The following is an 18,743-nucleotide window of genomic DNA, read 5'->3' as shown; positions in this document are numbered from 1 at the left end:
GCGGGTATGGCGAGAACGGTCGTCTCCGCGGCAGTGACCTTGGCGCTGCTCAGCGGTATGACATCGCAGGCCGCTGCCGCTTCCGGTAATTCGGTGAAGGCGGCCACAGCCGTTCAGGCGGCGAGCACTTCGAAACATCGCTCCACCGCGTCACCGAAGCCGGCCAACACTTCGGTGGCAGCGCCAAAGTCCAGGTTGCAAAAGCTCAGTGACGATCGCGACCGTCAACTTGTCGAGGACTTCGCCGAGTTCGATGAGGAAGAGGAAGTCCGCGACGCCGCCAAGAAAGCCCTGGAGAGCAAGGATCCGAATGCGATCCGGGACTTCCTGGCCCATGGCGAAGCCGAGGCCCGCAAACGTGCCAAGGACAAGAAGGCTGCCACCGACGCCAAGAACCGCCAGCAGATCGAGGCGATGCGCAACACCGGTGGACCGTACTTCAATTCCGAGGTGGAGCGTGTTCTGAAGGGCTCGGCCCGGGACCGCGACGACTTCCTGGCTTTCGGCGCCGAGCTCGCCCGGCAGCGGGACAAGAAGGACGAGCAGAACGCCAAGGACCGCGCGGCGGAGCTGCGCAAACGGGTGGAACTGCTGGCAGCTTCCGGCGGTCCGGAAGTGAAGAAGGCCGCCCAGGCCGCGCTGGACGCCCACGATGACAAGGCGATTACGGAGTTCCTTGAAAAGGGCTACCAGATCGCCGCGCAGAAGGACGCGGATGACCGGGCCGCTGTGGAGAAGGCGCAGAAGGACGCCCAGGAAGCCGCCGAGAAATTACTGAAGTTGGCGGAGAACACCGCTCGCGCGGCCGAGGCCCGCACCAAGCTGATCGCGGTTCACGGGGACGCGGTCAGAGCGCTCAAGGATGCCTCCAACGCAATGACGTCGGCGGCTTCGGCCTCCCGTGAGGCCGACCGGATGCTGTCGGCCGACCGGGCCGGCCAGCGGCAGTCCGACTACGACAACATCAAGGCCGAGGTCGCCCGCCAGGTCGGCATCGCCGGCGATGCGGCCAAGCAAGCCCAAGTCGCGGCCGCACGGGCCAAAGTGCAGGCCGACATCCTGGTGGAGACCGGCCTGACCTACGGCACCCAGTGGTCCGACGTCGCATCCGGCATCGCGGCAGCGGCCGACGCGGCGGCCAAGGCAAGCGAGACCGCGCAGCACGCCGTCGATGCCACCGCGGCCGACGCCGCCGGTCTGAACGCCAAGAACCAGGCCGAACTGCACGAGGAACAGGCCAAACAGTGGCGGGCCAACGCCGAGGAGCACGCCAAGGCCGCGGCCAAAATGGCCGAAGCCGCCGACAGGCAGGCCAAGATCGCCGCTAACGCGGCAACCAAGACCCGCCAGGCCCGCCTCGACGCGGAAAAGGCCGAACTGGATGCCTGGGAACACGCCAAGAAGACCCGCGAAGCCCGGGTTGAGGCCCAGCGTCAGGCCAAGATCGCCGCTGAGCAGCGCCAGATCGCCGAGAACGAACGCAAGCTGGCCGCCGAAGCACGCGCCCGGGCCGAGAAGGAGCGGGACGACGCCGCAGCGGCCCGGCAACGCGCGGACGCCGAGGCGCAAACCGCCAAAGCCAAGCGAGCCGACGCCGAAGCCGCCGCGGCCACCGCGGCGGAAAAGCGCGCTCAGGCCGCCGAGCAAGAAGGTAAAGCCGCCAAGGCCGACGAGCGGGCCTGTACCGACGAGGCCAAGGCCCACGAAGCCAGGGACAAGGCGGTCAAGGCCGAGCAGGAGCATAAACTCAAAGAGTCCGAGGCTGGAGCTGCCGAGGCTATAAGGCAGGATTTTCGCGGCACCGAGGATGCCGCTCTGGCGGATTCCTACGCTCAAGTGGCCCGGGCAGATGCCAAGGCATCCGGTGAGGCGGCCAACCAGGCTCGCAGCGCCGCGGACGCGGCGGGTGACGCGGCGGTACGGTCCCGCTCAGCAGCGATCGAGGCTGCGGGAGCTGCATCTCGTGCCCGGGCCGACGCGGAAGAGGCCGCCGCACATGCCGCGAACGCCAATGCCGCCGCCAACAAGGCCGAGGCGGCTGCTGCTGCTGCCAACGCTGCGGCGAACAAGGCCGAGGCCGAGGCTGCTTCCACCCACGCTGCTGCGCAGCGGGCCAATACCAAGGCGGCCGAGGCCACTGCGCAGGAAGCTCGTGCGGGAATCGCTGCCCATGAGGCCGCCCGGCTGGCTGGGCTGGCCGCGGTTGAGGCCAACCAGTCATTGCAGGCAGCCAATCGCACCAGGGACGAGGCAGACGGTGCGGTTCGCGAGGCCGCGATGGCCAGGATCCAGGCCGCCGTTGCGGTGCAGGCATCCACGGCGGCCCGGAGCACCGCGGCGGGTATCGCCGACCCGGCGAACACCGCCATCGCACTGACCGCGCCCTTCTCAGGCAAGGACGTTGACGCCGACTTCGCCGCCGCGGTGGCCACCGCGGCCCAGGAGACCGGACAGGAGCAGGTCACCCAGGCCGAAGCCAGGGCCGACGAAGCGGTCAAGGCCGCCAACGCCGCCGAGGACGCCGCCAAGGGCGCCAACGCCCAGGTCGCCCCGGCCTTCAAGGCAGCGGCAGACGCGGCGCATTCAGCGGTGAACGCCGCGCGCTCGACAGCGGCAGCGATGAAGTCAGCAGCCCAGGCCGCCGAAGACGGAGCCAAGGCCAGAGCCGCCGCGGCACGCGCCAACCAGGCCGACGCACAGGCCCAGGAGGACGCCAAACAAGCCCGCCAAGCCGCACTCGACGCCTATGCCGACGCCGACGCGGCACGCCAGGCAGCCACCCAGGCCGAGGCCGACGCAGAACAAGCACGCAAGGTGGCCGCCGAAGCAGATGGCCAGGCCGCTGCTGCCAACGGTGCCGCCGACCGGGCCGAGAAAGAGGCCACCGTCGCCCAGGAGGCAGCCGCTCAAGCGGAGAAGGACGCCACCGACGCCAGCAAGCTGGCTGACTCCGCCGAAGCGCACGCCAAGTCGGCGGAAGACGCGGCCAAAAACGCCGACAAGTACGCCCGCGAAGCCGACGTGGCAGCCAAGAAGGCCGAGGAATGGCAGCGCGAACAGGATCGAAAGGATCGGGAAGACGCCGCAAAGGCCGGTAAGTCGGGTACTTCCAAAGCGGATTCGGATGATGAGCAGGACCTTATAGATTCCGGTGTTTCGCCCGAAGAGTACGAGGAGCTTCGACAGCTCGCAGACAAAGACCTTATCGACTATCTGAAGGAAAACGGCGCGGAAATCCTCGTCGATTACTTTGCGGCGGAGATCAAAGAATGCATGGAGCATCCTGGCATTGAGAAATGCCTCGAAGCATTGGCCAATAACTTGCCATGGGCGAAGATCGGCAAGGCGGTTTTCAAGGCAGGTCCAAAGATCTTCAAGGCCATCTGGGGTGTTGACAAGTTCCTCGAAAAGACGGCTGCGGCGCGGAAAAAGCTCAAGGAGATCGAGGAAAGTCTCGACAAGGCATGGAAGAAGCTTCCTGCGTGTAGGAAAAGGAAGAAGAACAGCCTTGCTTCGACGGACTCAGCGTTCACGGCCGGCGGTGCACGCCATCCAATCGGGCTGGTGCTCGCTCAGGGTGATGCAGGTGATCTTGGGGCTACTCGTGAGCAGTACATCGCAAAGCTTGTAGGCGGCAGCGTCCCCAAGGACGCCAAGGGGCAGGATATTAAGCTGGTCATGCCGAATGTGGGGTCGACCGGCCTTGACGTTCTTGGGCCGAACGGGGAATATATCTTCGTTGGTGGCGGAGCCAAAGCCAAGAATCGAGCCAACTTCGGCAAGCTTCTCAAGATATCCAAGTATGCCGCTGATCAAGCTGGCGTGAAGGCTATCTACTATCTAGCCGACAACACTCCGGATTCGGCTGTGGAACAAGCTCGCAAGGTATTCGGAAACGAGAACGTGCACATCTTCACACTGCCGAGGTGCAACTAACATGTCTGATGGGTTCATTCGGTGGTACCGTGAGTCGGCCGCTACGCTGATGTTCGATGAGCAGGTGAGCCTCTTCTCGGAGAGCGGGATTCAGCTCCTGCATCCCGTAAAAAGAGCTGCGATGGTGCTCGACGTGGACGGTAATGATGTCCCATTCGGGCGCGAAGAACTGAGCCGTCTGCTCGGGCTTCGAATTTCGTCCATCAATGTGAACTGGTGGCTCTCGGCGGATGTCAACATCGTGGACGAGTATTCCTACGAACCGCTCGGCTGTGAAATCCAGACGTTCTGGCTGCATGGTCTTGACTCCGGGGAGACCCAAACATTGGAGACCGCTCTCCTGGCTGCTGCGGCAGAGTTCCCCGTGCCCACTCGTGCTCTGATTGTCGATCGGCATGGCAAATCAGATCCTGAAGACTGGGATTCTGTCGCGCTTTATGAAGGACGAGCGGCTCCGAAATTTCCCGACTACGTAATCGCACCGGACACGATCGTGTCGAAGTTGCTGCAAGTATCACCGGAGCTTACTAGGGAGGACATGGGAAGCGGTCTGGTTCGACTTACTCTGCCTAAGGCAGTGTAGGTTTCCAGGCTATCCACTCCGGCGCTCTGCTGACCGTTGGTTGACTGTGGCAATCGAGTATTATGGCTCGCTTATCGCCAGTGACCGGGCCGTGCTGCTCGCCAACCTCGAACTTTTGACGGCCCGTCCTTGTGTTGACGGGCCGTTTTCGCGTGGTATTCAGTTATGCCGTTGGCCCGCCTGCCATGCCGGATGGACGCGGGGTTCCACTTCTCCCGCGGGTGATTGAGGTTGTTGGGGCAGGTCAGCAGGGAGCCGTTGCAGTAGCTGGAGCACGAGAGCAACGGCACCCCCCCGGTGGGAGATGGCGATGTTTCGGCTCAACCTGCTGCTCCGCAAGCGGAAGTGGCCGTCGACCAACTGGTCCTGGCAGGCGTGACATCCTTGTTGTTAGTTCAATCTGGATGACATTGAGAAATGCTTCACCGAGGGCGCCGCCATAGGCTGTTTTTGGGGAGTGATCGGGAACCTTCCCGCAAGTAAGATCGGGAAGGCCGTCAAAGGAATTCCCTGAGATCGTCAAGGCTATAAAGCGGCTTACTGGGTTCGGCACCTTCCTTGATGAATCAGCCAAGGCGAAGAAGCTCGTCAAGGCGGCCCAGGAAGTCCTTGACAAATTCCGCAAGAAGCTTCCAGGCTGTGCAACAAGGCCCGGAATCACGCCAGCTTTGGCACTCAAAGCGGCCATAAACTGTGGAATCGGCAATGCGCTTAAATGCTGAAAGGCGAAGACTTACACCTTCGGCCAGAACTCTTTCACTCTGAGGAAAGCCGATCTCGCTCATATTTTGGAGGGTCGCCACCCCTCCTACCTGCGAGGGGACCCGGGTAAGAATACGTTGTTCGATGCCAATATGAGTATCGGTGACGTGAAAGAAGCTATATCCGCGGTCATGTGGCAAAACTACGAGAAGCTGCGCACCGCCGAGTACGGGCAAGGAAAGTGGGATAAGATATTCGGGGAAATGCAAGGGTGTGCAATACACCCTGGGGTTTGGGGATGGCGTAGCGGGGCAGTTTTTTCCGACGAAGATCGTGACCCCCGGCCGTCTCGTGCCGTAGGAGCCTTAGGTTATGGCAATCCAGTTGCGAACTCTGGTGATCTCCAGTCTCGGCGAATTGGAATCCGTCCAAGAATGCAACACCCGGTTCTCTCGGGACAAATACGTACAAGGCGTCATCGAACTCGACATCAACCATATTCGCATCCTGGGGTGCAAAGAAGGGGACACGATCGATGCACTTTGGTCGCTGCTGGTCACGGCGCTCGAAAATTTTTGCGACGGAAGAGACTTCGTAATGCCGTTTCCTGAGCGCTGCTTTGTTCTCAGCCTGTCGCGGCTATCTGGCGGAAGAGTTGTTGTCAAGCTGGAGAGTGACGTCGAAAGGCGGGTTGCGGTAGGAGATGCCAGGGATGTCGTGGAGGCCCTGGCAAAGGGGGCGGTGGAGTTTTTTCAGGCCGTGCTGCGCACATCTCCAAAAGAGGAGTGGAGCTACCGGCGGGATCTGAACAGAGCAACTCTAATTCTGACGGGAGGGTGTGATCGCAGCTGAGTTATGGTCAGTGGTTGCGTCGAGGGAAGCGGTGTACGGGTTTCCGCCCGTTCCGGGGGGTTGATCCAGTAACGGAGTGAGGGGCCCGGATGGATGGACGGCCACCGGCTGATCTCCAAGGCGTCCAAGTCCCAAGGGAGATCAGCACGATGACCTCACCCGACGGCCTGCCCTTGCATACGCTCACCGACGAGCCTCGGGGAGTCCCGACCTGATCCGCGCAATGATCAAGACGTTCGCGGAGTCGATGATGTCCGCCGAGCCCGACGCCCTGTGCGGCGCCGGGTACGGGCAGATCAGCGACGAGCGCGTCAACCACCGCAACGGCTACTGGCCCCGGGAGTAGGACGCCCGGGGCCAGCACGGTGGAGTTGGCCATTCGCAAGCTCCGCAAGGGCAGTTACTTCCCCGCCTGGCTGCTCGGGCGCCGCCGCTGGGCCGAGCAGGACCGGCTCCGTTCCCTGTGTTCACCTTCGAAGTGGAAGGCGACCACACTTACTTCGCAGGCACCCCACAGGTACTGGTGCACAATGCCTGCAAACTGTTCGCTAACCAGTTACCGGCGGAACTTGCCACGGAGCTCGCCGAGGCCGGGAGGCTGGGCGTCACCCCTGCCAGGCCAGGAACAGCCAACTTCGACCCCTACCTCGATTTTGACGGCCATGGAGAAGAGATCAAGTGGGCAGTGCTGGAAGATGGTTCCCTGGTCATCATGCCCGAGGAGGTTCATGGCGTGGAACTCAAACACCCTGTGCTCAGCGGTTGGGCGCCAGTGCGTGCCGCGGGGAAGCCCAGGTAGCCGGCAGCAGGGAGGCCGGATATTGGGGCCTGTACATCAACAACAGCAGCGGACACTTTAAGCCGTCACTGAAAGCTTGGAGATAGGCAAGGCGGCGTTCGCGGCAGTGGGAATCCAGTTCTGATGAGCGATCACTTCAGCAGGCCTGACCTGCTCGACCTGGAAGGGCACATTCACCGCTGGTCACAGCACGGCTCGGAGCCAGTTGAGGGGGATGTAAACGACTGGCTCGCCGCCGCGGATCAGTTTGCCGCCAGGGCACTGGACCAACTCGGGACTACGCCGAGGTCGCGATGGCGGGATTCGGCCGAGGCATGGTCGCGGTTGCTGGCTGCGGCTGAGCGGTCTGCCGGTCATCAACGTGGCCAATGGCTGCTACGGGATCTCAGCCTGACTGCCGCCCTGTTGGAGAGAGCGGGCCCGGATCCGGGCAATTCTCTCCTTGATCCGGAGAGACTGCTGAACCGAGCCCTGGACGCCATGCCCATGAGACTGGAACAGGCTAAGGAGTTGGCTCGCGAGATTCGGGACGTGCCAGTGCCACAGTGGGGTCCGTACCGTGAGCAGATCATCGCCCTACGGCGGATCAGAGCTCACCCGACTCGAAGTTTTGGCTGGGCGTACGCGGCTTCGGCGACCAGCGGATCCCCCTGCCGGGTTCCCGGAGCGTGTTGCAGCAGCTGACGCCAGGCACCTGGATGTCCCTGGCTCAGGCGGCCGGGGCCGATGGCGGTCAGGGGCAGTTGCAGCCACACGGACGCTGCCGCGGCACATCGATTCCGGGGGAGCGCTCAGCCACCCTCCTCCAGGCGGAAGCCGACCTTCAGGCCCACCTGGAAGTGGGCGATGGAGCCGTTCTCCAAATGGCCCCGGATCTGCGTCACCTCGAACCAGTCGAGCTCGCGGAGCGTCTGCGCGGCGCGGGAGATGCCGTTGCGGATGGCGGCGTCCAGGCTCTGGTCCGAGGAACCGACGATCTCGGTCACCCGGTAGGTGTGATTGGACATGTCTCCACGGTGCGGCAGGGAGGGCCGGTGCGCATGTCCGTGCGGGCCGTCCGTGCCCACGGGGCGGAGCGGCAGCCGGCCGCGCCCATGCGCGGCGGAGCCGTATCCCGCCGGGCCCACGGGGCGGAGCCCCAGCCCGTCGCACCCACGCGGCGGAGCCGCAGCCCGCCGCGCTCACGCACGCCCGACGCGGGCTACGGCACCACCGTCACCGGCCACCGCCCCGCCTTCACCAGGCGGACCGCCACCGAGCCCACGATCCGGTGCCCCGCCTGTTCGGAGGCGCCCACCACCACCGCGTCCGCCTTGAGGTCGTCCGCGGCCTGTACCAGGCCGGTGTAGGGGTCGCCCCGGAAGGTGTGGAACTCCCAGCGCACCTGGTGCACTCCATGCAGCCGCTCGCTGGTGGCGCGGATCTCGGCGAGCAGTTCCTCGGCGACCTCCTCGGTCAGCTCCACCACCGGCGCCCCCAGCGCCGCGCCGCCGGCCAGTATCGGCTGGACATAGACCAGGGCGAGCAGCGCGTGCTGGCGGCGGGCCAGGCCCGCCGCGTAGGCCGCGGCGCGCCAGGAGGTGTCGGAGCCGTCCACGCCGGCCACGATCACCTTGGGCCCGTCGGTGCCCCGTTCGAAGCCGGACGGAGCGTTCCAGGGCCGGGGCTGCGGCTGGTGCTGGGGCTGGGGCTGCTGATTTCTCTCCTCGTTCACACGGGGAGGCTAACCGGCACGGACAGGGACAAGGCGAACCGATCCCCGGCATCGGTCCACCAATGGGTCATTTCCAGCCCGGCCGCGGCCAGCTCCGCCCGCACCCCCTCGGGGCGGAACTTGGCCGACACCTCGGTACGCAGCTCCTCCCCGGCCTCGAAGTGAATGGCCAGGTCAAGGGCCTGGATCTTGGCCACCAGGGTCTCCCTGGCACGCAGCCGCATCTCGATCCACTCCTGGTACGGGTCCCACAGCGCCACATGGTCGAAGTCGTCCGGATCGAAGTCCGCCGCCAGCTCGCGGTTGATCACCGCCAGGACGTTCTTGTTGAAGGCGGCGGTGACGCCCCGGGCGTCGTCATAAGCGGCCAGCAGCACCCGCTCGTCCTTGACCAGGTCGGTGCCCAGCAACAGAGCGTCACCCGGGGCGAGTTGGGCGCGCAGCCCGCTGAGGAAGGCGGCACGCTCGGCGGGCAGCAGATTGCCGATGGTGCCGCCGAGGAAGGCCAGCAGCCGTGGTCCGGGGGTGTCGGGCAGGGCGTGGTCGTGCTGGAAGTCGGCCACCAGGGCGTGCACCGAGAGCGTGGGGTGCTCGGCCCGCAGGGTGGCGGCCGCGCCGCGCAGTGCCGACTCGCTGACGTCCACCGGGAGATAGTGGTCCAGGCCGGGCAGCGCCCGGATCAGATGGCGGGTCTTGTCGGAGGAGCCGGAGCCCAGTTCCACCAGGGTGCGGGCGCCGGTGGCCCGGGCGATGTCCGGGGCGCGGCTCAGCAGGATTTCGCGCTCGGCCCGGGTGGGGTAGTACTCGGGCAACAGGGTGATCTCGTCGAAGAGTTCGCTGCCGCGGGCGTCGTAGAACCACTTGGGCGGAAGCCGCTTGGGGGAGTTGGTCAGGCCGCGGGCGACGTCCTCGCGCAGGGCGGCGGCGGTGGCGTCGGGCGGCAGGGTGCGGGAGAGGGCGAACTGGCTCACGTACGGCGCTCCTTGCGCGAGGAGGGGGGAGGGGGAGGGAGGTGACGAGGCCGGGAACCGCGCGGGGTCACAGCCCTTGGAGAGTGAGGTGCTCGCGGTCCGCGCTGAGCAGGGTGCGGTCGGGGACCTCGGTCCAGCCGGGGTCGTCGTCATATGGCTCGGAGGCCACCACCACCCGCTCCGGGGGAGCGGCCAGGTACCACAGGGTGTCCCCCCAGGCGGTGGCGGTGATGGCGGAGCCATTGGTGAGCAGCAGGTTGAGCCGGGAGCCTGGGGCGGCCCGGTCCAGGGCGCGCACCGTGTCGGCCAGTGCCGGGCCGGGCGGTGAACCGGCCAGCAGCCGGTGGCGCACCAGGGCCCAGACGAAGGCGGAGTCGCAGCGTGCCTCCAGCCGCAGCAGCACCCCGGGCGGCAGGCCGGCGGCCAGTGCGCCCGCCGACTCCGGCCAGCCGGTCAGTGCCCCGTTGTGGCTGAACAGCCAGCGGCCCTCGGTGAAGGGGGCCGCGGCGGCCTCGCCGTCACCGCCGGGTGCGGTGGCGTCCCGGACCGCGGCCAGCAGTGCCGGGGTGCGTACCACCCGGGCCAGGTCGGCGAAGGACTCGTCGGCCCAGATCGGCCCGGCCCGCCGGTAGCGGGCGGGCAGCGGGTCGCCCGGGGCGTACCAGCCGACGCCGAAGCCGTCCGCGTTGACCGTGCCGTACCGCTGCAGCCGCGGGGCCCAGGACTGGCGCAGCAGGGAGTGCGGCGGTGCCAGCACGCTCTCCGCGATGGGGGAGCCGGGGCCCAGCACCGCCAGGTGCCGGCACATCAGGGGTGCTCCGCGTCGCGGGCGGTGCGGAAGCCGGCGAAGATCTGCCGGCGGATGGGCAGGTCCCAGTTGCGGAAGGTGCCCCGGCAGGCGACCGGGTCCACCGCGAAGGAGCCGCCGCGCAGCACCTTGTAGGGGCCGCCGAAGAAGACCTCGGAGTATTCGCGGTAGGGGAAGGCGGTGAAGCCCGGGTAGGGCAGGAAGTCGCCGGCCGTCCACTCCCAGACGTCACCGATCAGCTGCCCCACGCCCAGCGGTGAGCGGCCCAGCGGATAGGCACCGGCGGGAGCCGGGCGCAGATGGCGCTGGCCGAGGTTGGCATGGCAGGGGGCGGGGTCGGCGTCGCCCCAGGGGTAGCGCCGGGAGCGGCCGGTGGCGGGGTCGTAACGCGCCGCCTTCTCCCACTCCGCCTCGGTGGGCAGCCGCCGCCCGGCCCAGGCGGCATAGGCCGTCGCCTCGTACCAGCTGACATGCAGCACCGGCTCCTGGGGCGGTACGGGCTCCAGCACCCCGAACCGCCTGCGCAGCCAGTCGCCGCCCTCGCGCCGCCAGAACAGCGGGGCGGTGAGCTTATGGCGCCGTACCTGTGCCCAGCCCTCGGGATGCCACCAGCGGGGGTCGGTGTAGCCGCCGTCCTCGATAAAGCGGAGGTAGGCGCCGTTGGTCACCGGCAGGGTGTCGATATGGAAGGCGGGCACGGTACGCCGGTGGGCGGGACGTTCGTTGTCCAGCGCCCAGGGTTCGGTGGAGGTGCCCATGGTGAACGGGCCGCCGGGAACGAGCACTTCGGACGGCAGCGCGGCCGCGTCGGGTGCGGCCGGCGGGGGATCGGGGGCGTGCAGCACGGCGGGACCGCTGCGCAGCTGATGGGTGATCAGCATGGTCTCGTCGTGCTGCTGCTCATGCTGGGCAATCATGCCAAAGGCGAAACCGGAGGCCAGCAGGGGCTTTCCGGTCAGCGGGCTGGCGGCCAGTACGTCCAGGGCCCGGCCGCGTACCTCGTCCAGATAGGCGCGGGCCTGGGCGGGCGGCAGCAGTGGCAGCGAGACCCGGCGGGCCCTGGGGTGTTCGAAGGCGTCGTAGAGGGAGTCGAGTTCGGGGCGCAGCGCGTCCTGACCGCCCGCCGCGCGCAGCAGCCAGAGTTCCTCCTGGTTGCCGATGTGCGCCAGGTCCCATACCAGCGGGGACATCAACGGCGAGTGCTGGGTGGTCAGTTCGCGTTCATCCACACAGCCGGTGAGCGCCTGGGTGCGCTCCCGGGCGGTGGCCAGGGTGGCGGCGGCACGCTGCCGCAGGACCTCCGGGTCCATCGGGGCGGCGGTCATGACAGCAGCTCCCGGCCGGTGACCCGGTCCAGCAGATCGTCGGCTGGGCAGCGGCCGCGTTCCACATAGCGGGCGGTGAACTCATCCACCGCGTCCAGCACCCTGGCCGGGGCGCCCAGCCGGGGCAGTGCCTCCCGGGCGGCCGCGAAGCACACCTGGGCCGCCGCCCGCAGATCCGGATCGGACAGTCCGTCCCGGGCCGCCCGGCGCCAGAGCCGGTTGCGCGGGGTGGGCTCCCGGCCGGCGATGTCGGCCAGTGGCTTGACCGCGCGGTGGGCGGTCTCCACCGCCACCGGGTCGTCGAACAGGGCGGCCGTCACCGCCACCGGCACCAGCCAGCCGTCCTCGCCCGGCTGCGCGTCCATCATCCGCAGTTCCAGATGGCCCTGCGGCCGGATCGGCGGGAAGAGGGTGGTGAGGTGGTAGGCGACGTCCCCGGCGGTGACCGGGCGCGGACGGCCGGAGCGCAGCCAGTCGCGCAGCGCCAGCCCGGACACCGGCTCCCAGGGGGCGTCCTGGTGGCGGATGAACATCACCGGGGCGTCCAGCGCGTACTCGGCCCAGGCCGTGCGCGGCTCCAGGTCCTCGGGCGGGGCCAGGGTGCGGCCCGGGTCCATCGTGGCGTAGGTGGCCTGGCGCATCGAGCGCCAGCCGCCCGGACGCCCCAGGTGCAGCGGGGAGTTGGCGAAGGCGGCGGCCAGTACGGCGCCCAGCAGATGGGCCAGCCGCCAGCGCCGCTGGTAGCCGAAGGGGCCCGGTCCCTCGTGCCCGGCGTCCAGACAGACCTGGACCGAGGCGGTACGGCACATGATGGTGCGGCCGGCCCCGTTCCAGCGGTCGTAGTAGATCTCCATCGCGTTGTAGCGGGAGTTGTGCACCACCCGCTCCGGCTGGAACCAGGGCTCCTTGCCGTAGCCGGAGAGGAAGAGGCCCAGTTCGCGCAGTTCCGCCCGGGCCAGCGCCAGATCGGCGCCGACCTCCTCGACACAGGCCGTCAGGGAAGCGGCGGGCCGGGAGCTGAACTCGATCTGGCCGCCGGGTTCCACGGTGAGCAGGGACCGCAGGGGCAGGGTGCGCAGCCGCTCGGCGGCGGCCGCCAGCCGGTCGGGCCCCACCGGGCGGACCGGGTTGTGCAGATCATGGACGAGCCACTCCAGCTCGACCCCCAGCAGCCTGGGCGGGCCGGTCTTGAAACAGATGCCGTGGACCAGCGCCTCCGCCTCGGCCTCGCCGACCGTTCGGTTGGAGCCGTCGCCGTAAGCCTTGCTTTCGTCGGTCACGCTCGGTGCCCTCCTGTCATTGCCCCTTGCCCTGTACCCGCAACAGGCCGCGGACACTCGGCGGGAGCCGCTCCGGGGGCCGGAACCGGACACCGGGGCTCAGCTCCAGTGTGGCCAGGACGCGCCGCGCCCGCCAGAGGCCGTGGTACGGCCCCGGGCGGGCGCGGGGAGGGGAAGGGGGCGAGGGCGCCCGGTCAGACGGGAAAGAGTTCGGTGAACGGGCCGGTGAGATCGCTGACTTCACGGCCGAAGGGCGCGTTGAAGTCCCAGATCAGGAAGAGCAGGAAGGCGATCAGCGCGGTATAGAGCCCGGCCAGCAGCAACTCGCGGGGCGAGCGCCGGATCCGCAGGGTGAAGACCAGGCCCACCGCGATCAGCGCCCCGCCGATCAGTCCGAACCACACCACCCCGGGCATGGTGTCATCGGCGTTCTGGGAACGGGCGTTGCGGGCCCCGTTGACGGCGCCCACCTGGTCCAGCATCGGCTGGTAGGACTGGCTCTCATGGTCGTTCTGCGGGGTGTAGGAGGTGACATCGGTGCGCAGCTTGTCCAGCAACTTGGTGCCCTGCTCGGTCAGTTGCTGCTTTTTGATCATCACCGGCCATTCCTTGTGCACCACTTGGCTCACATAGGCGTCCACATCGGAGCGGATCCGGTCCCGGGCGGCCGGGGCGAAGGCCTGGGCGCGCTCATGCACCTCGTGCAGCGCCTGGGCCTCGGCCAGCACGGTGGCCTGCGCGGCATTACGGGCCTCCCAGACACCGGCGATGGCCAGGCCCAGCACAATGGCATAGACCACGCCGATCATCATGGTCATGTACTCCATGACGTCGGGGCCGCCGCCCTCCCCGTCCGGATCGCCGGCCTTGGCGCGCTTGCGTTCTCTGAGCGCGACGACGCCCAGGACGACCGCGATCGAGGCGGCCATAGCGATGGCCAGAACCAGCCATTCGGACATGCGGATCCTCCGGAGGTCGGGCGGGGCGGATGCGGCCGGGGCCAACGAGAGCCGGGGCCTCGCACGCCCTCCAGGCCATGCGCTCACGACTTGAGATGGTGTGGTCCCGCGCGGGGCGCTGACCAGCCGCTCCGGCTACGTTCCTCCGATCTGATGAATAACGGTCAGGCTGTGCATATCCGGGCCCCCGCCGCCTTTTCCGGCTTATCCGGCGTTCTTATCCGGCGTCCTTGAGGGTGGCCCGTTCCAGGACGGCCGCCAGGTCGGCGCCGGGCGGCAGGGTGCCGAAGGCATGCCCCCAGTCCCCGCCCAGCCGGGAGGCGCAGAAGGCATCCGCCACCGCCGGGACGCTGTGCCGCACCAGCAGGCTGCCCTGGAGGACCAGGGTGAGCTGCTCGGCCAGGACCCGGGCCGTCAGCTGCGCCCGGTGCGGATCGTCCAGGGCGCCCAGCGTCCGGCGCAGCCGGGCGATGGCCGCGTCCAGCCGGGGATCGGCGCCCGCGGCGGCGTCCACCTCGGCCAAGTAGGCGTCCAGCGCGGCGGGTTCACGCCGCAGCGCGCGCAGTACGTCCAGCGCCGCCACATTGCCCGAGCCCTCCCAGATGGACAGCAGCGGCGCCTCCCGGTACAGCCGCGGCATCCCGGACTCCTCCACATAGCCATTGCCGCCCAGGCACTCCAGCGCCTCGGCGGCGTGGGCGCTGCCGCGCTTGCACACCCAGTACTTGCCCGCCGCCAGGCCCAGCCGGCGAAGCGCCCCCTCGGCGGGGTCGCCCGCCTCCGAGCGGTCCAGGGCGGCCGCCAGCCGCAGCGCCAGCACGGTGGCCGCCTCGGACTCCACGGCGAGATCGGCCAGCACATTGCGCATCAGCGGCTGGTCGATCAGTTCCGCGCCGAAGGCCCGGCGGTGCCGGGTGTGGTGCAGGGCCTGGCGCAGCCCGGCCCGCATGCCGGCCGCCGAGCCCAGCACACAGTCCAGCCGGGTCATATTGACCATCTCCACGATGGTGCGCACCCCGCGCCCCGGCTCGCCCACCGGCCAGGCCACCGCCCGCTCGTACTCGATCTCCGCGGAGGCGTTGGAGCGGTTGCCCAGCTTGTCCTTCAGCCGTTGCAGCCGCATGGCGTTGCGGGTGCCGTCCGGCAGCACCCGGGGCATCAGGAAGCAGGTCAGGCCGTCGGGGGCCTGGGCCAGCACCAGGAAGAGATCGCTCATCGGCGCCGAGGTGAACCACTTGTGGCCGGTGAGCACATAGGAGCCGTCCCCGGCCGGCTCGGCGGTGGTGGTGTTGGCCCGGACGTCCGAGCCGCCCTGCTTCTCGGTCATCGACATCCCCGCGATCAGGCCCCGCTTGCCCAGCGGCGGGCGCAGCCCGAAGTCGTACTCGGGGGAGGCCAGCAACGGCACGTAGCTGTCGGCCAGTTGGGGCTGGGCGCGCAGGGCGGGCACGGCGGCATAGGTCATCGAGACCGGACAGCCATGGCCCGGTTCGGCCTGCGCCCACACATAGAACTTCGCCGCCCGCACCAGATGGGCGCCCGGCTCCCCGCTCACCCAGGGCGCGGCGTGCTGCCCGCTCGCCACGGCCTCGGCCATCAGACGGTGCCAGGCCGGATGGAACTCCACCTCGTCGATCCGGTGGCCATAGCGGTCATGGGTGTGCAGCACCGGGGGCACCGCCTCGGCCAGCCGCGCCCACTCCTGGACCTCCTCCGAGCCGGCCCGCCGGCCAAGCGCCCGTACCTCCGCCTCGCCCCCGCCTCCGCCGTCCCGGCGCAGCGCCTCCAGCAGGGCCGGGTCGTCGGCGGTGCTGAATCCGGTCAGGGGCGGGGCCTGGTTGAAGACCTCATGGGTGGCACTCACGTCGACGACCTCCGTTTGACGGGGTACGGACAATCAGGTGCCGGTCATTATCGTCCTCGCCTGCGCTTTCCGCGGAATATGAGGAATCGGTGACAGTTCCGCCGAGTGGCAGGCGGATGGCGCATTCATGTGCTTACCCGATCGATACTGTCCGTATGTCACGCGTGCTTCTGATCGAGGACGACCGGGCCGTCAGGGAAGGGGTCACCCTCACCCTGCGCCGCCGCGGCCACCAGGTCGAGGCGGCGGCCACCGGAGAAGCCGGACTGGCCGCACTCGGCGCCTTCCGCCCCGACCTGGTGCTGCTCGATCTGATGCTGCCCGACACCAGCGGCTTCGAGGTCTGCCGCCGGATCCGCGCCACCCAGCAGATCCCGATCATCATGCTCACCGCCCGCGGCGATGACATCGATGTCGTCCTCGGTCTGGAGGCCGGGGCCGACGACTACATCGTCAAGCCCGCCCGCGGCGAGGTGCTCGAAGCCCGCATCCGCGCCGTACTGCGCCGGGCCGCCCCGCTGGACGGCGGCGCCGAACCGGCCCCCGCCCAGGCCGCCGAGACCCATGGCGACCTGACCATCGACCGGGCCGGCCTGCTGGTCTCCAAGAACGGCCAGGACCTGGCACTGGCCCCCTCCGAGATGAAGCTGCTGCTCTATCTGTCCGCCACCCCCGGCCGGGTCTTCAGCCGCCAGCAGCTGCTGGAACACGTCTGGGAGCACAGCTACCACGGAGATGCCCGGCTGGTGGACGCCTGTGTGATGCGGCTGCGCACCAAGGTGGAGGACTCCACCCGCTCCCCGAAGTACATCCAGACCGTGCGCGGCTTCGGCTACCGGTTCGGGCCCCTGTGAGAGGGCCGGTACGCCTGAGCCCATTGGCCCGGCGGCTGTCCCTGCGCACCCTGGCCAGCGGGCTGCGCGCCCGGCTGATCGTCGCCTTTCTGCTGGTCGCCGCGCTCAGCGCGTTCGCCACCGCGGCCCTGACCTTCCGCGCGGCGCGTACCGCCATCCTCCAGCACACCCAGGACACCGCCGTGGACACCCTGCGGGCCCAGGTCAGCTCGCAGGCCCCCGACCTGCACTTCCCGCCCTCCATCGCGGACCTGCGCACCTTCGCCCAGAACATCGAACGGGCCGGCGAGGCCCAGCATTGGGTGATCCATGTCCGCTACCGCGGCGGACCGGTCCAGCCACCCGTCCTCACCGGCACCGGTGATGTCATCGAGCCCGGCGTCGGCAAACTGGTCCAGCGCGGCCGGGCCGCCGTCCAGCGGATCTCCCTGAACGGCAAGCCCTGGCTCACCATCGGCCTGCCGGTCACCTACGGCGGCAGCGAGGAGCCCTCCGGCCTGGAGGTCTACGCCCGGCTTCCGCTGCGCAACGACGAGGTCAATGTGCGCGCCCTGGTCCAGGCCGCCCAGAACGGCGCCCTGCCCGCCGTGGGACTCTCGGTGATCCCCGCCCTGATCGCGGCCGGCGGAGTGCTGCGCCCGGTCCGCGAACTGCGCCGCGGCACCCAGCAGATCGCCAAGGGTGCCCTGGACACCCGGCTCAAGGCCACCGGCCGCGATGAACTCGCCGACCTGTCAAGGACGTTCAACGGCATGGCCGAGGCGCTGGAGCAGAACGTCGCCGAACTGCGCCGGATGGAGGCCAACTCCCGCCGCTTCGCCGCCGATGTCTCCCATGAACTGCGCACCCCGCTGGCCGCGATGACCGCCGTGGTGGACGTGCTGGACGAGGACGCCGACGGCCTGGACCCGGACACCGCCTACGCGGTCCGCCTGATCAGCGAGGAGACCGGCAAACTGGCCCGGATGGTCGAGGACTTGATGGAGATCTCCCGCTTCGACGCGGGCGCCGCCGCCCTGCATCTGGACGAGGTGGACGTAGGCGAGACCGTCCGCAAGACCCTCCAGGCGCGCGGCTGGCAGGACAAGGTGCACACCGAACTCCCCGAGGGGGTACGGGCCCGGCTGGACCCCCGGCGCATCGATGTGGTGGTCGCCAACCTGGTGGGCAACGCCCTGCGGCACGGCGGGGAACCGGTACGGGTCTCGGTGCGCGCCGAGCCCGCCGAACGCTCCGGGCCGGGCCCGCGCCTGCTGATCGAGGTCGCCGACCGGGGCGAGGGCATCGACCCCGAGGTCCTGCCCCATGTCTTCGACCGCTTCTACAAGGCGGACGCGGCCCGGGTCCGCTCCGAGGGCAGCGGGCTGGGCCTGGCCATCACCCTGGAGAACGTACGCCTGCACAACGGAACCATCCGGGCCGCCAACGCGCCCGAAGGAGGAGCCGTGTTCACCGTGGAACTGCCGCTGCGCACCGGGGGTGAGGAGGGATGAGAACGGTACGCGCGCTGGCCGCCGTACTGGCGCTGGGCGCCGCCCTGACCGGCTGCGGCGTGGACCGGACCGACGCCATCGACTTCGGCCGCCCGGCCACCGGCGTCAAGCGCCCCGGCGCCCCGGTCAACCAGGTCCGGCTCTACTGGGCCTATCCCGGCGGGGTGTTCGGCGTCTCCCGCACCACCGCCGGCCGCCTGGGCGCGGAGGATGCGGTCCCGCTGCTGCTGGCCGGGCCCAGCGAGGCGGAGCGGCTGCGCGGCTTCTACAGCGAGGTGCCGAGGACCGGGCCGGTCAGCGTGGTCACCAGCGATGAGCGGGTCCTGATCCGGATGACCGCGGACCCCACCCACTTCACTCCCAATGCCCGGGTGCAACTGGTGTGCACGGCTGCGCACAGCGCGATTCCGGGCAACCCGCCGCCCGGGGATGTCAAGGTGACGCTGTCCGGCGCGGGGAAGACGATCTCCGGCGAGACCTGCGCCAAGGACTGAGGGCTCGGGCGCATTCGTTGTGCTCCGGGTGCGGGCCGTCTTGGGCTGGTCGCGCAGTTCCCCGCGTCCCTGACGGGGCGCCCGGCGCCCACCCGGCGACGGTGCGCGC

At 68.8% G+C, this 18,743-nt stretch carries 16 protein-coding genes and 1 pseudogene; 8 read left to right on the top strand and 9 right to left on the bottom strand.

Annotated elements, in window-relative coordinates; translation table 11 throughout:
* Window positions 1–6 precede the first annotated feature (6 nt).
* Window positions 7–3,936 (top strand): hypothetical protein, encoded by a 3,930-nt coding sequence (locus CV755_RS07680; protein ID WP_109279418.1) that lies wholly within the window; start codon window positions 7–9, stop codon window positions 3,934–3,936.
* A gap of 1 nt (window position 3,937) precedes the next feature.
* Window positions 3,938–4,519, top strand: coding sequence for a hypothetical protein (locus tag CV755_RS07675; protein WP_109279417.1), 582 nt, complete (start codon window positions 3,938–3,940; stop codon window positions 4,517–4,519).
* A gap of 566 nt (window positions 4,520–5,085) precedes the next feature.
* Here CV755_RS07675 and CV755_RS34110 read toward each other — a convergent pair.
* Entirely contained in the window at window positions 5,086–5,304 is a 219-nt protein-coding gene (locus tag CV755_RS34110) for a hypothetical protein (RefSeq protein WP_153068607.1), read from the bottom strand.
* Between the two features lie 289 nt (window positions 5,305–5,593).
* On the opposite strand from CV755_RS34110, the gene CV755_RS34105 reads away from it, so the two are divergent.
* From CV755_RS34105 to CV755_RS34910, 3 genes and pseudogenes are all read left to right on the top strand, one after another.
* The gene (locus tag CV755_RS34105) at window positions 5,594–6,073 is read left to right on the top strand and encodes a hypothetical protein (RefSeq protein WP_153068606.1); all 480 of its coding nucleotides are present in this window, start codon (window positions 5,594–5,596) and stop codon (window positions 6,071–6,073) included.
* A 149-nt stretch (window positions 6,074–6,222) separates the two neighbouring features.
* Window positions 6,223–6,519 (top strand): annotated as a pseudogene (locus tag CV755_RS07670) (transposase); the annotation flags it as partial.
* Between the two features lie 17 nt (window positions 6,520–6,536).
* Window positions 6,537–6,872, top strand: coding sequence for a hypothetical protein (locus tag CV755_RS34910; RefSeq protein WP_162605213.1), 336 nt, complete (start codon window positions 6,537–6,539; stop codon window positions 6,870–6,872).
* A 791-nt stretch (window positions 6,873–7,663) separates the two neighbouring features.
* Here the strand turns inward: CV755_RS34910 and CV755_RS07665 are convergent.
* The 8 genes from CV755_RS07665 to CV755_RS07630 form a co-directional block, all read right to left on the bottom strand.
* Entirely contained in the window at window positions 7,664–7,879 is a 216-nt protein-coding gene (locus CV755_RS07665) for a dodecin (RefSeq protein WP_109279416.1), read from the bottom strand.
* Between the two features lie 194 nt (window positions 7,880–8,073).
* Window positions 8,074–8,484: a universal stress protein gene (locus CV755_RS07660; protein WP_241561056.1), complete on the bottom strand. Its 411-nt coding sequence runs from the start codon at window positions 8,482–8,484 to the stop codon at window positions 8,074–8,076.
* 98 nt (window positions 8,485–8,582) lie between these two features.
* The gene (gene egtD / locus CV755_RS07655) at window positions 8,583–9,557 is read right to left on the bottom strand and encodes an L-histidine N(alpha)-methyltransferase (RefSeq protein ID WP_109279414.1); all 975 of its coding nucleotides are present in this window, start codon (window positions 9,555–9,557) and stop codon (window positions 8,583–8,585) included.
* Window positions 9,558–9,624: 67 nt separating this feature from the next.
* Window positions 9,625–10,365 (bottom strand): ergothioneine biosynthesis protein EgtC, encoded by a 741-nt coding sequence (gene egtC, locus CV755_RS07650; protein ID WP_109279413.1) that lies wholly within the window; start codon window positions 10,363–10,365, stop codon window positions 9,625–9,627.
* Window positions 10,365–11,690: an ergothioneine biosynthesis protein EgtB gene (gene egtB, locus CV755_RS07645; RefSeq protein WP_109279412.1), complete on the bottom strand. Its 1,326-nt coding sequence runs from the start codon at window positions 11,688–11,690 to the stop codon at window positions 10,365–10,367. The genes egtC and egtB overlap by 1 nt, the downstream gene beginning before the upstream one ends.
* Window positions 11,687–12,970 carry an ergothioneine biosynthesis glutamate--cysteine ligase EgtA gene (gene egtA, locus CV755_RS07640; protein ID WP_109279411.1) on the bottom strand — a complete coding sequence of 428 codons (1,284 nt, stop codon included), beginning with the start codon at window positions 12,968–12,970 and terminating at the stop codon, window positions 11,687–11,689. Before egtA ends, egtB begins: the two co-directional genes overlap by 4 nt.
* A 194-nt stretch (window positions 12,971–13,164) precedes the next feature.
* The gene (locus CV755_RS07635; RefSeq protein WP_109279410.1) at window positions 13,165–13,929 is read right to left on the bottom strand and encodes a bestrophin-like domain; all 765 of its coding nucleotides are present in this window, start codon (window positions 13,927–13,929) and stop codon (window positions 13,165–13,167) included.
* Window positions 13,930–14,146: 217 nt separating this feature from the next.
* Window positions 14,147–15,793 (bottom strand): acyl-CoA dehydrogenase family protein, encoded by a 1,647-nt coding sequence (locus CV755_RS07630; RefSeq protein WP_109279409.1) that lies wholly within the window; start codon window positions 15,791–15,793, stop codon window positions 14,147–14,149.
* A gap of 155 nt (window positions 15,794–15,948) precedes the next feature.
* On the opposite strand from CV755_RS07630, the gene CV755_RS07625 reads away from it, so the two are divergent.
* From CV755_RS07625 to CV755_RS07615, 3 genes are read left to right on the top strand one after another with little or no spacing between them, the layout of a single operon-like run.
* On the top strand, window positions 15,949–16,647 hold the full coding sequence (locus tag CV755_RS07625) for a response regulator transcription factor (RefSeq protein ID WP_109279408.1): 699 nt from the start codon (window positions 15,949–15,951) through the stop codon (window positions 16,645–16,647).
* Window positions 16,648–16,661: 14 nt separating this feature from the next.
* Window positions 16,662–18,140 (top strand): ATP-binding protein, encoded by a 1,479-nt coding sequence (locus CV755_RS07620; protein WP_422070522.1) that lies wholly within the window; start codon window positions 16,662–16,664, stop codon window positions 18,138–18,140.
* Window positions 18,137–18,634 (top strand): hypothetical protein, encoded by a 498-nt coding sequence (locus CV755_RS07615; protein WP_109279406.1) that lies wholly within the window; start codon window positions 18,137–18,139, stop codon window positions 18,632–18,634. Before CV755_RS07620 ends, CV755_RS07615 begins: the two co-directional genes overlap by 4 nt.
* Window positions 18,635–18,743: the final 109 nt, after the last annotated feature.

Origin of the sequence: Streptomyces orinoci, from assembly GCF_003121295.1 — a bacterium.
GTDB classification, from domain to species: domain Bacteria; phylum Actinomycetota; class Actinomycetes; order Streptomycetales; family Streptomycetaceae; genus Streptomyces; species Streptomyces orinoci.
The sequence above is the reverse complement of the archived record's forward strand: the minus strand, read 5'-3'. Positions and strand labels throughout refer to the sequence as shown.